Origin of the sequence: Stutzerimonas stutzeri KOS6, from assembly GCF_000307775.2 — a bacterium.
GTDB lineage: Bacteria > Pseudomonadota > Gammaproteobacteria > Pseudomonadales > Pseudomonadaceae > Stutzerimonas > Stutzerimonas stutzeri_B.
In genome coordinates this window covers 145,897-157,916 of the sequence record NZ_KK020676.1, presented here as the reverse complement: position 1 = coordinate 157,916, position 12,020 = coordinate 145,897, and the positions used below count along the sequence as shown (strand labels likewise).

At 66.0% G+C, this 12,020-nt stretch carries 12 protein-coding genes and 1 pseudogene; 6 read left to right on the top strand and 7 right to left on the bottom strand.

Going from position 1 to position 12,020, the window contains the following annotated elements:
• The 6 genes and pseudogenes from B597_RS47545 to B597_RS29270 all read left to right on the top strand — a co-directional run.
• Positions 1-182 (top strand): hypothetical protein (locus B597_RS47545; protein ID WP_226924957.1); only part of this gene is annotated, 182 nt, incomplete at its 5' end.
• A 122-nt stretch (positions 183-304) separates the two neighbouring features.
• The gene (locus tag B597_RS29290; protein WP_003293356.1) at positions 305-1,495 is read left to right on the top strand and encodes an NnrS family protein; all 1,191 of its coding nucleotides are present in this window, start codon (positions 305-307) and stop codon (positions 1,493-1,495) included.
• A 121-nt stretch (positions 1,496-1,616) separates the two neighbouring features.
• On the top strand, positions 1,617-2,360 hold the full coding sequence (locus tag B597_RS29285; protein ID WP_003293354.1) for an SDR family NAD(P)-dependent oxidoreductase: 744 nt from the start codon (positions 1,617-1,619) through the stop codon (positions 2,358-2,360).
• A gap of 12 nt (positions 2,361-2,372) precedes the next feature.
• Positions 2,373-3,473: a methyl-accepting chemotaxis protein gene (locus B597_RS29280; protein WP_003293352.1), complete on the top strand. Its 1,101-nt coding sequence runs from the start codon at positions 2,373-2,375 to the stop codon at positions 3,471-3,473.
• A gap of 158 nt (positions 3,474-3,631) precedes the next feature.
• A pseudogene (locus B597_RS29275) lies at positions 3,632-3,979 on the top strand (cytochrome C oxidase Cbb3); the annotation flags it as partial.
• Between the two features lie 101 nt (positions 3,980-4,080).
• A complete protein-coding gene (locus B597_RS29270) occupies positions 4,081-5,220 on the top strand; it encodes an HPP family protein (protein WP_003293350.1) in 1,140 nt (379 codons plus the stop codon).
• Between the two features lie 12 nt (positions 5,221-5,232).
• Here B597_RS29270 and B597_RS29265 read toward each other — a convergent pair whose 3' ends face one another.
• The 7 genes from B597_RS29265 to B597_RS29235 form a co-directional block, all read right to left on the bottom strand.
• Positions 5,233-6,093: a LysR family transcriptional regulator gene (locus tag B597_RS29265; RefSeq protein WP_003293345.1), complete on the bottom strand. Its 861-nt coding sequence runs from the start codon at positions 6,091-6,093 to the stop codon at positions 5,233-5,235.
• 215 nt (positions 6,094-6,308) lie between these two features.
• Positions 6,309-7,832 (bottom strand): nitrite reductase, encoded by a 1,524-nt coding sequence (locus tag B597_RS29260; protein ID WP_003293344.1) that lies wholly within the window; start codon positions 7,830-7,832, stop codon positions 6,309-6,311.
• A complete protein-coding gene (cobA, locus tag B597_RS29255; protein WP_003293343.1) occupies positions 7,823-8,659 on the bottom strand; it encodes a uroporphyrinogen-III C-methyltransferase in 837 nt (278 codons plus the stop codon). The genes B597_RS29260 and cobA overlap by 10 nt, the downstream gene beginning before the upstream one ends.
• Before the next feature lie 70 nt (positions 8,660-8,729).
• A complete protein-coding gene (gene nirJ, locus B597_RS29250) occupies positions 8,730-9,911 on the bottom strand; it encodes a heme d1 biosynthesis radical SAM protein NirJ (RefSeq protein ID WP_024161761.1) in 1,182 nt (393 codons plus the stop codon).
• Between the two features lie 330 nt (positions 9,912-10,241).
• Positions 10,242-10,490 (bottom strand): cytochrome C oxidase subunit IV family protein, encoded by a 249-nt coding sequence (locus tag B597_RS29245; protein WP_003293341.1) that lies wholly within the window; start codon positions 10,488-10,490, stop codon positions 10,242-10,244.
• 3 nt (positions 10,491-10,493) lie between these two features.
• Complete coding sequence (locus tag B597_RS29240; RefSeq protein ID WP_024161760.1) at positions 10,494-11,081, bottom strand: cytochrome c oxidase subunit 3; 588 nt, start codon at positions 11,079-11,081, stop codon at positions 10,494-10,496.
• On the bottom strand, positions 11,065-11,877 hold the full coding sequence (locus B597_RS29235) for a CbbQ/NirQ/NorQ/GpvN family protein (RefSeq protein ID WP_031323240.1): 813 nt from the start codon (positions 11,875-11,877) through the stop codon (positions 11,065-11,067). The genes B597_RS29240 and B597_RS29235 overlap by 17 nt, the downstream gene beginning before the upstream one ends.
• Between the last annotated feature and the right edge of the window lie 143 nt (positions 11,878-12,020).

The window sequence follows — 12,020 nt, the reverse complement described above, 5'->3', positions numbered from 1 at the left end:
CCCCCGCGGCGATGCAGGCTGAAGGCCTGCCAGAAGCTCCAAGCATTTCCCGAGGCCTGCCTGTTATCACCTTGGCGCCTTACGTCCACAAAAAGCTCCATCGCGCTGCACTCCGCTGGTGCAGGGCACGGCGCGGTTTTTCGACCGATTGTCGCTTCTCCACCGTCTCGGAAAAAAGCTGATTGCAATCAAGTCTGTGCGAGCCTCCTAACCTGTAAAAAGTAGCCAGCGCCGCCAGTCGGAGGCGCGGCTCCGCCGGCATGCTGGGCATGCGGCAGGATAAAGAGCGTTCTGGAGGCCTTCCGTGCAAGTTATCGATCGGCGAAAAGCCCTGAGTATCCCGCCTGTCTGGCGGCTCGCATTTCGCCCCTTCTTCCTCGCAGGCAGCGTCTATGCGCTGCTGGCGATTCCGCTCTGGGTAGCGGCCTGGAGCGGTCTGTTGCCGGACTTTCAGCCGGCCGGCGGCTGGCTGGCCTGGCATCGGCACGAGATGCTGTTCGGCTTTGCCATGGCCATCGTTGCCGGCTTTCTGCTCACCGCCGTACAGACCTGGACCGGCCAGACGGCACCGTCGGGGCGTCGCTTGATGGGGCTGGCGGTGGTCTGGCTGGCTGCTCGTCTGAGCTGGTTGTTCGGCTTGCCGGCCGCCTGGCTGGCGCCGCTGGATCTGCTGTTCCTGCTGGCGCTGGCCTGGATGATGGCGGGGATGCTCTGGGCCGTACGGCAGAAGCGCAACTACCCGATCGTGGTGGTGCTGTCGCTCATGTTCGGCGCCGATGTGCTGACGCTGACTGGGCTGCTCAAGGGCGACGATGGTCTGCAACGGCAGGGCGTACTGGCCGGCCTGTGGCTGGTCGCGGCACTGATGGCGCTGATCGGCGGCCGGGTGATTCCGTTCTTCACCCAACGTGGCCTGGGCAAGGTCGATGCGGTCAAGCCGTGGGTCTGGCTGGATATTGCCTTGCTGGTGGGCAGCGGGGTTGTCGGCCTGCTGCATGCCTTCGGCACTGCCCTGCAGCCACATCCGCTGCTGGGCCTGCTGTTCGTCGCCATCGGCATCGGCCATCTGCTGCGCCTGGCGCGCTGGTACGACCACGGCATCTGGAAGGTCGGCCTGCTCTGGTCGCTGCACCTGGCGATGCTCTGGCTGGTGGTCGCCGCGTTCGGCCTGGCGCTCTGGCATTTCGGTCTGCTGACACAACCCAGCCCGGCCCTGCATGCCCTGAGCGTGGGCTCGATGAGCGGCCTGATCCTGGCGATGATTGCCCGCGTGACGCTGGGGCATACCGGGCGTCCGCTGCAACTGCCGGCGGGCATCGTCGGCGCATTCGTCCTGCTCAATGTCGGTACCGCGTCGCGGGTATTCCTCTCCGTGGCCTGGCCGGTCGCCGGCCTGTGGCTGGCTGCGACGTGCTGGGTGCTGGCCTTCGCACTCTATGTCTGGCGCTACGCGCCGATGCTGGTCTCGCCCCGCGTGGACGGCCACCCGGGCTGAACTGCCGGAACATGCAAGCGGGCAGATGCCATCGCCTCTGCCCACCCCTAGCAAGCCTCAAAACCGCTGCCTCTGCCGAGGCAGCCTGTGACTCGACGCGCGTCGAGCTCGGAGATGACGAATGAAAAGCGAGTTTCAGGATCGTCTGGCAGTCGTGACCGGCGCCAGTTCCGGAATCGGTCTGGCACTGTGCGCTGCGTTGCTGCAGCGGGGAGCGCGGGTGCTGGCGATGTCGCGCAGCCTCGGTGGGCTCGAACCGTTGCTGGGCACCCACCCGGAGCAACTGCAGTGGCTGCGTGGCGATGTCACTTCAGCCGAAGACCTGGCCCAGCTGGCGCGCCGCGCCGCGCAGCTCGGCCCGGTGCACTACCTGGTGCCCAATGCCGGCATCGCCGAACTGGCCGATGGCCTGGACATGGCGGCGTTCGACCGGCAATGGGCGGTCAATGGCGCCGGTGCACTGAATACCTTCGCGGTCATGCGCAACGAATTGGCCAAGCCCGCTTCGGTCGTGTTCGTCGGCACCTTTCTGATTCGCTCGAGCTTTCCCGGGCTGGCCGGCTATATCGCCAGCAAGGCGGCGCTGGCGGCTCAGGCGCGCACCCTGGCGGTGGAGTTCGCGCCGCTGGACGTGCGCATCAACATGGTCTCGCCCGGCCCGACGGCCACCGCCATCTGGGGCACGCTGGGGCTGAGCGACGATCAGCTCGAGAGCGTCGCCGACGGCGTTACCAAGCGCCTGCTGCCGGGGCATTTCCTCGAGTCCGCGGCGGTGGCCAATGTCATTCTGTTCCAGCTTTCTCAGGGCGCGCGCGGTGTGTTCGGCCAGGACTGGGTGGTGGACAACGGCTATACCATCGGCTGACGGAGGTGGCAGATGTGGTTCGAAAGCAAAAGCGCGGCGCGCCTGCGACAGGAGCGCGACGAGTTGCGCGCCAGCTGTGCGGCGCAGGCAGCACGCATCGAGGCTCTGCAGCTGTCGCTGACCGCTGCCGAACAGGCCGACCGGAACAGCCAGCGTCTGCTGGCTTATTACCGTGGGGTGTCGGCCAACCTGATCCGCTTCAGCCACTCGGTGGCCCATCTGGGCGATTCCTTCGAGCACCTCAGCGGGCAACTGGACGAAAACCGTTCGCGCGCCGAGCAGGTGGCCGGTGCGGCCCTGAGCAACCAGAAGCATTTTGGTGAACTGCAGGGCAAGGCCGCGGACATGGAAAGCGGTCTGGAGCACGCCTCACAGAAGGTCGACACCCTGGCCGAACGGTCGCATGAGATCAACGGTATCGTCGATCTCATCAGCGGCATCGCCAGCCAGACCAACCTGCTGGCGCTCAATGCCGCTATCGAAGCGGCGCGTGCCGGCGAGGCAGGGCGCGGCTTTGCCGTGGTCGCCGGCGAGATTCGCAGCCTGGCGGAAAAGACTGCGCTGGCCACCGGCGACATCGTGCGCAAGATCGAGGAGGTGCAGGCCGAGATCGCCAACGTACACGACTATATCCGCCTGCAGGGCAGCCAGGCGCAGGGTTTCAACCGGACGACCGAGAAGGCGGTGGAGGCCATGCGCAGCCTGTACCAGCTGGCGGGGGCCATGCGTGACAGCAGCGCGGCGTCGTCTCTGCGCGCTGGCGTGGAGCTGGCGAACCTGGACGAGTTGTCGCTGAAATTCGTCGTCTACAACCACTTGCTGGGCAGCGAAAGGCAGGCCGTTGCGCAACTGCCCAGCGAGCGCGAATGCCGCTTCGGCCGCTGGTACTACGCTCAGGATTACGGCGTAATCCAGGGGCTGGAGCACTTCCGCCAGATCGAGCGGCCGCACACCGCCGTACACGCGCAGGGGCAGGCGGCGCTGGATGCGTTCGATGCGGATGCGCTGGAGGTGGCGCTCGACCATCTCGGGCGAATGGAGGAGGCCAACCTGGAGGTGATGCGCATCGTCACCGAAGTGGTCGATCACATCGAACGCGGCAACGGCGCCTGAACCGATCATGGCGCGACGCCCGGGCCGCGCGGGGTCTCATGCGCGCCGGCACTGCCTCGGAACCGGACGACTGGCCCTTCGGTTCAAAATAATTGCACTAACCAAGCAATACTATTCGTTAGAGCTCATTGCAGTTCTTCGGCACCATCGACAGCGATTGGATGGCGATGAACTTCGTCTGGCTCGCGGTAGCACCTGATCCACAACACTTTGGACGCTGGCAGATGCACCGCATCGGCCAGGCCACCATCGGCAGCGTGCTCTATATCGCTTCGATGTGGGTCAATGGCATCACCCAGGGCCTGATGTGGCGGGCGATCAACGAGGACGGAACACTGACCTATTCGTTCGTCGAGGCGCTGGAGGCAAGTCACTCCGGCTACCTAGTGCGCATGTTCGGCGGTGGCTTGTTCGCCTCCGGCATGCTGCTGATGGCACTCAATAGCTGGCTGACCGTGCGCCAGGCACAGCGTGACGCGCCGCGGATGTTGCCGGTGAGCGCCTGATTTTCGGTCACCACCCCCTTAGCTCCTGATGGTCCAGGGATGGACTTTTTTTACCTGGTCGCGCTCTGATGGCGGCCGGCCCTTCGATTGATAGAGCCTTCATGCAAGACACCCTGATCGACTGGTTCAAATCCTTCGTGCCCGCTCCGCTGAACGTCGCACCACGGCAATGGCTGCGCGCGGCCATCGGCATCGCCCTGGTCATGCCCCTGGCGTTCATCAGTGATCGCTGGCTGCTGGGCAGCGGCCTGGCGCTGCAGGTGATCGCCCCGGTGGGGGCGTCGGCGGTGCTGGTGTTCGTTGCGCCCTCCAGCCCGTTCGCCCAGCCCTGGTCGGTGATCGGCGGCAACTTCTTCGCCGTGCTGATCGGCATCAGTCTGGGGCTAAGCGGACTGCACCCGGTGCTGGCTGCGACGCTCGCCGCCTGTTTCGCGCTCCTGTGCCTGTTTTCCCTGCGCTGCCTGCACCCGCCGAGCATCGCCCTGGCACTCGTTGCGGCCGTCGGTAGCGCGGAGTTGCACGAGCTGCGCTACGGGTTGCTCTGGCCGGTCACGTTCAATTCGTTGCTGCTGGTGACCTTCGCCCTGCTGTTCAACAACCTCACCGGCAACGCCTATCCCAGGGCGCGCCTGCCGCGGGACAACGAGCACCGCACCCGCGATCCGCGCCCCGGTGAGCGGATGAGCTTCATGCAGGACGATGTCGAGCGGGCGTTGGCCGAGTTCGGCGAGTACGTCGACGTTTCCCGCGACGACCTCGCGCGGCTGATCAAGCAGACCGAGAAGCATGCGCTGCGCCGCAGCATGGGTGAGATCACCGCGGCACACGTGATGTCGCGGGATATCCACTGGCACACGCCGGACGTTTTCATCGAGCAGGCCTGGCAGACGCTGCAGCACCACCGCCTGCGCTCGCTGCCGGTGGTAGAGGGCGACGACCACCGCCTGGTGGGGATCGTCACCCTGGTCGATCTGCTCAAGCACTTCCATCCACGTCCGGGGCGGCTCAGCTTCGGCCAGCTCAAGTTCCTGCGCGGCACCAAGTTGCGCGCAATCATGAGCTCGCCGGTGGTTTCGGTGGGCATGGACACGCACATGGTCGAGCTGGTCTACCTGCTGTCCGATCGCGGTTTGCACTGCCTGCCGGTGGTGGACGAGCGGCAGCGGCTGGTCGGGATGATCACCCAGACCGACCTGATCGCCGCGCTCTACCGCAACTGGCTCAAACAGCTGCCGGATTGAGCGGCGGCCGGTTCAGATCTCGTAATACCAGCGTGACCAGTCGTAGTCGTCGAGGGCCACCTCGCGCAGCAGCTCGATGGCCCTGAGCAGCGCCGGGGATTCGCTGGCGCGTGCATGGACCAGGTAGATCGGGTAGGAAAATTCCGGCGCCTGCTCCACCCGCTTGAGAATGCCTTCTTCCAGATAGCGCTGGACCACGCGGGTGCGGAAGTAGCCGCGCCCGCCACACTGCACCAGGTATTGCAGCGCCAGCGGGCCGAGGCTGAATGACAGCGCGGCACGGGTGCATTCGGGCAGCGCCTGGTTGTGCTGCTTGCGGAATGCCGGTCCCCAGTCCACATACAGGTACGGGTCGGGATTCTGGGTCTGCACCACCTGGATCAGCTTTTCCTCCAGCAACTGCTCGACCTGCAGGCCCGGCCAGTACTCCGGCAAGTGCACCAGCGCGGCATCCAGCACGCCCAGATCGAGCTTCTTCTGCAGCTCTTCGCCACTGCCGACCTCCAGCCGCACCGCGTGGCTCGGCAGACCCTGGCGCAGGCGCTGGGCCCAGGCCAGCATCAACGGGTTGCACAAACTCACCTCGGAACCGAGGGTCAGCAGCTTGCCGCCACCCTGCGACAGCGGCAGGTCGCGTCGCGCGGCTTCCCAGGTTTGCACCAGCTGGGTGGCATAGGCGACGAAGCGCTGGCCATCATCGGTCAGTCGCGCACCGGCGCGGTTGCGCACGAACAGCCGGCAACCCAGCTGGCCTTCGAGGTTGTGTATCCGCGCGGTCACCGCCGTCTGGGTGATGTGCAGGCGTTCGGCGGTGGCGATGAAACTGCCGCTGCGGATGATCTCGAGAAAAGTGCGGGCGAGATCGATATCCATGGCGGCCTCATATTAAATAAATTCATATCAAGGCCAGTTTGGATGAGGCATCGAGGTCGGTAAATACAACAAAAGACCGGGACTCCATGTAGGGTGGGCTTCAGCCCACCAACCCGTAACGGTGGGCTGAAGCCCACCCTACATGCCTACATGCCTACATGCCTACATGCCTACATTGGCCGAAGCAGAACGTTACTAGGCGACTCGCACAGCGCTCAATGCGAGGTGCCTTCGGCGAATTCGATCTTGTTGCCGACGTTGTACTTGCCGGAGGGCTTGTTCATCGGGATGCGCTTGATCTCTTCCAGGCTGTTGGCGTCGTAGACGATCAGCGCGCCGTCGGCGTCCCAGACGCTGAGCAGGGCATAGCGGCCATCATGGGTGAATTCGACGTGGGCGGCATTCTTGCCCGGCATCGGGCGTAGCGTATGGGCGACTTCCAGGGTCTGCTTGTCGATCAGGTGCACGGCGTCGTTGTTCGGGCCGAAGAACACGTCGGTCCAGGCGTAGGGCGAGTTGGCCTGGCTGCGCATGAAGAAGCCCGGGCCTTCGGTGGGAATCTCCTTGATCAGTTTCCAGGTCTCCAGGTCCAGCACCGAGATCAGTCCCTTGCTGACGTTGGGCGTGGCGAACACCCACTTGCCGTCACGCTTCCAGTAGATGCCCGAGCCCAGGTGCGGCATGCCCGGCAACGGAATGTCGGTGACCGCCTTGCCGGTGTCCAGATCGATCACCTGGCCGCCGTGGGCCTTGCGCGAGGTGGCCAGCAGGTGGCGGTAGTCTGGAGTGAAGGAAAAGTCGTCGAGGAAGTCGGCGGCCTCGATCCGGCGCGGTTTGAAGTTTGGATCGCCGGCGTAGGAGAGCTCCCAGGCCTCTTTCACGTCCTTCAGCGCGACCACGAAGCTGTCGCGCGGCGGCGCGGTGTACACGGCGCTGACCCGTGACGGCGTGCCGTCCTGGCCGACCACCGGGATGTTCTTGACCAGCGACAGGTCGCGGGCATCGAGCAGCACCAGGTTGCCCGGCAGGTAGTTGCCCACCAGCACCCAGCGGCCATCGTTGCTCACCGCCAGGTTGCGCGTGTTCAGCCCGGCGCGGACCTCGGCGATCATGCTCAGGTTGTGCAGGTCGTAGACGCTGATCCAGCCGTCGCGGGAGGCGAAATAGACGAAGCGGCCATCCGGCGAGAACTTCGGCCCGCCATGCAGGGCGAAGTGCGACTGGAAGTTCGCCAGCTCCTCGAAACGATCGCCGTCCAGTACCCGCACGTGGTGATTGCCGGCCTCGACCACGACGAACAGGTTGAGCGGGTCGGCGCCGTGCTGCGGGGTCGTCGGCAGCGTGGCGACGTCCTTGAGGATGCGGTGGCTGGCGCCGATGTCGGCATCGCTCCAGGTCGGCGCTACCGCGGAAGGCTGATACAGGTAGTCGACCAGACTGGCGATCTGCGCTTCGTCCAGCACCTTGGAATAGGCCGCCATCTGGCTCGCCGGGCGGCCGTCGCGGATCACCGCGTGGGCTTCGGCCGGCTTGATGCGGCTGAGGCTTTCCGGTAGCAGCGCCGGACCGGCGCCGCCGAGGCGATTGACGCCGTGACAGCTCTGGCAGTGTTGTTCGTACAGCGCCTGGCTGTCGGCTGGCGGGATCGCCGCGGCAGCCCGCGGAATGGCCATATCGAGGGCGACGAAGGTGGCCGCCGGCAGCGCGGTGGCCAGCAGCAGGGCGGGAATCAGTCGCATACGGCCTCCATGCTCGCGGCACGATCGCCAAGCAGGTGTGCCGGGTGCTGGACCTGACGCCCGGCGAACAGGCCGACCACCCGGCCGATCACGGTCAGGGTCGGCGGTGTGAGGTGCTGCTCGTCAGCCATGCCCGGCAGTTGCCGTAGCGTGCAGCGCACCACCTGCTGGTTCTCGCGGGTGCCGTTGCCGATCAGCGCGGCGGGCGTATCCACCGGCAGGCCGGCGGCGATCAGGTTGCGCGAGATTTCGCCGAGGCTGGCCAGCCCCATGTAGAACACCAGCGTCTGTCCGCCCTGGGCCAGGGCCTCCCAGGGCAGGTGCAGCTCGCCGTTGCTCTGCAGATGGCCGGTGATGAACTGGCAGGAATGCGCCAGATCGCGGTGGGTCAGCGGGATGCCGGCATAGGCGCTGCAGCCGGCCGCGGCGGTGATGCCCGGCACTACCTGGCAGTCGATGCCGCGCTGCAGGAGGAATTCGAGTTCTTCGGCGCCGCGACCGAAGATGAACGGGTCGCCGCCCTTGAGCCGCACCACGCGCTTGTTCTGCAGGGCCAGGTCGGCCAGCAGTTGGTTGATCTCTGGCTGCGGCAGGCTGTGATAGCCACTGGTCTTGCCGACGTAATGGCGGCTGCAGGCGGCCGGCAGCAACGCCATCAGCCCGTCGCTGACCAGGCGGTCATAGACCACCGCATCGGCCTGCTGCAGCAGGCTCCAGGCACGCAGGGTGAGCAGGCCGGGGTCGCCCGGCCCGGCGCCGACCAGAGCGACTTCGCCCGGGGCGAACGTGGCGCTCAGCGAGGCGGGAAATGTGAGTGGCTGGTCCATGCGGTGCTCCTGAGTTCTCATCGGGCTTACGGAGTGCGTCGCTGCGGCGCTTGGTCGGCCGCTCGATCGGTCAGATGGCGATGCTGGGAATGCGCTCGGCGGCGGGCAGGCCGATCTCCTCGTCGGAGAGGTAGCAGCCCGGGTCTTCGGCCCAGAGATCGCCCTGCGCCCAGGCGCGGGTGCGGGTGTTGCCGTTGCAGATCGCCAGCCAGCGGCAGTCGGCACAGCGCCCGCCGACCGCGCGCGGATGCTGGCGCAGCTCCTGCAGCATTGGTGCCGGCTCGTTCAGCCAGATGTCGCTGAAGCGCTGGCGACGCACGTTGCCGACGGTGTGCTGCCACCAGTAGGTGTCCGGGTGCACGTCGCCGATGTTGTCGATGTTGGCGATGCCGCTGCCGGAGGCGTTGCCGCCCCATGCGCGCAGCATGCCTTCCAGGCGCTCGCGATGCTCAGGCAGGCGCTGCTCCACCCACTGCAGCAGCAGGACCGCGTCGGCGTCGTTGTTACCGCTGACGAAATCGGTCTCGCGGCCGTGCTGCACGTCGTCCCAGGCCTGCTCGAAGAGCTGGCGCATGGCGTCGCGGGTCATCTGGTGATGGGCGTCGGCCTTGCGGCTGCGCTTGCCGCGGCCGCTGTAGTTGAGGTGCGAGAGGTAGAACTTCTGCACGTCGTGTTCGCGCATCAGCGCCAGCAGGGCCGGCAGCTGCGGGTAGTTGTTCTGCGTCAGGGTGGTGCGCAGGCCGACGCGAATGTCGCGCTGGCGGCACAGGTCGATGGCGTGCATGGAGGCGGCGAAGCTGCCCTTGAGCTGGCGCCAGTCGTCATGCACCGCCTCGAGGCCATCGATGCTGATGCCGACGTAGTCGAACTGCGCCGCGGCGATATGCTCGATGTTGCCCTCGTCGATCAGCGTGCCGTTGGTGGACAGCGCAACGAAAAAACCCTTGTCGCGGGCGTAATCGGCGAGCTGGAAGATGTCGGCCCGCAGCAGCGGCTCGCCGCCGGAGAGGATCAGCACGCGCACCCCGGCTGCGTGCAGGTCGTCGATCACCTTCAGTGCCTCGGCGGTGTCCAGTTCGTCGCGGAACTCGCTGTCGGCGGAGGTGGCGTAGCAGTGCCTGCAGGTCAGGTTGCAGCGCCGTAGCAGATTCCAGATCACCACTGGCGGGCGCTTGCCGCTGACGCTGCGGGCACCGAGCACCGGAGTGGTCGGCCGAGCCAGGGCGCGCAGGTAATGGCTGATTCTCAACATGGACGTCTCTCCTCATGGCGCGCCAAGGCGCTGCACGGGCGCGTGATTCGATGGCGGCAGAATCTCCGACGGCGGGCCGGGCATCCTTGATCGGAAACAATAAACGGGCGCGGGAGGTGAGCAGGGTGGGTGATCCGCTTTGGCTCATGCCGGCCTGCAGTCCGCGTAGGGTGGATCACGCTTCACCGATCCACCTTGCGGCGCCACGGTGGATGTAAAAAGCGACATCCACCCTACGTGCCTTTGCCATCCCCGACAGTTAACGCAGGCACAGCCGAAGCATGCGCCGCAGGGCAGCGCCACCCGACCGAATGCGAGTGATATACGGGTTCAGAGCAGGGTCAGCAGCATGCCGATGGCCATGACCAGGGGCCAGCCGAGCAGCAGCAGACGCCATGCGCGAGGTGCGTGGCGCAGCTCCATGAAGCCGTCAGTGATCAGCCAGGCCTTGCCGAACGCTGCGAGCAGAACGCCCGTCGCCAGCGCCTGCGTGGCACCGGCGTTACCCAGCAGGACGGTGCAAACCGATAGTGCGACCAGGCCGAGCCAGCAGGCGACCAGCACCTTGGAAGCGGACATGAGTTACCTCAGTACGTAGACCAGCGGGAACAGCAGCACCCAGACCAGATCGACCATGTGCCAGTAGAGCACGCCGGATTCCAGTCCGCCGTGGTCGTCCGGCCGGTAGACGCCGCGGCGGCAGCGCTCGGCCAGCCAGGCGAGGATCAGCATGCCCAGCAAGACGTGCAGAAAATGAAAGCCGGTCAGAATCCAGTAGAGGGTGAAGAAGGTGTTGTGCTCCATGCCCAGGCCGAGCCCGGCCAGATGCCGATACTCGTCGAGCTTGAGCGCCACGTAGACACAGGATGAGGCCAGCGCGGCAAGCAACAGCAGGGCCGCGCATCCCTGGCGGGCCTGGCGTACCTGTTCGACCGACAGGGCGGCGAACAGGCCGGAGGTCAGCAGGCTCAGGGTCAGCGCCAGGCCCGTCGAGCTGTCCAGCGCCGCCCGGCTTTGGTCGAACAGCTGCGGGTTGAACATCTGCGTGACGGCGAAGGCCAGGATCAGGATGGCGAACACGGTCAGCTCGGCGAGGATGAAGAACCACATCGCCAGATCGCCCGGCAAACGCCGTGTCGGCCGGGCGATGCGTTCAGCCGAAGTGGACATCGACCACATCCATCAGCGCCGCGACGGTCTGCGGGTCATCCGACAGCGGTTCGGCCAGGCAGGCCAGGCAGGCCTGACGCGGCGTCATCCCGGAGCGAATCATCCGCGCGGTGAAGATCAGCAGGCGGGTCGAGGCGACTTCTTCCAGATCATGCTGCTCCAGCCGGCGCAGCGCCTGGCCAAGCCTGACCACCTGGGCGGCGAGCGCTTCATCCACCTGTGCCTCGTTGGCGACGATGCGTACTTCCTCGGCCTCAGCCGGGTAATCGAAGCGCATCGCCACGAAGCGCTGGCGGGTGCTCGGCTTCATGCCCTTGAGCAGGTTCTGGTAACCGGGGTTGTAGGACACCACCAGCATGAAGCCCGGTGGCGCCTTGAGCGCTTCGCCGGTGCGCTCGATGAACAGTTCGCGACGATCGTCGGCCAGCGGGTGCAGCACCACGGCGGTGTCCTGCCGCGCCTCCACCACTTCGTCCAGGTAGCAGATGCCCCCCTCGCGCACCGCACGGGTCAGCGGGCCGTCCTGCCACCAGGTGCCCTGGGCGCCGATCAGGTGACGACCGACCAGGTCGGCGGCGGAGAGGTCGTCATGGCAGGCTACGGTGTACAGCGGCAGGTTCAGCCGGTGCGCCATGTGCTGCACGAAGCGCGTCTTGCCGCAGCCGGTCGGGCCCTTGATCAGCACCGGCATGCCGTGCTGCCAGGCCTGCTGGAACAACTGCTCCTCGTTGCCCAGTGGTTGATAGAACGGTGCATCCGGTGTGCCAGCGGCGGTTGGGATCTCGAGCGCATTCACAGGCAATACCTCACGGCAGCGGTTGGTTATCTCGATCGCCACGCTACCGATGCGGGTCCGGCCGCTCAAGCAGCCTGCCGGCAAAGCTTGATTGCGATCAAGCCCGCTGCGGATGCGTGGCGGAGCGAGACCCAGCGCAAGGT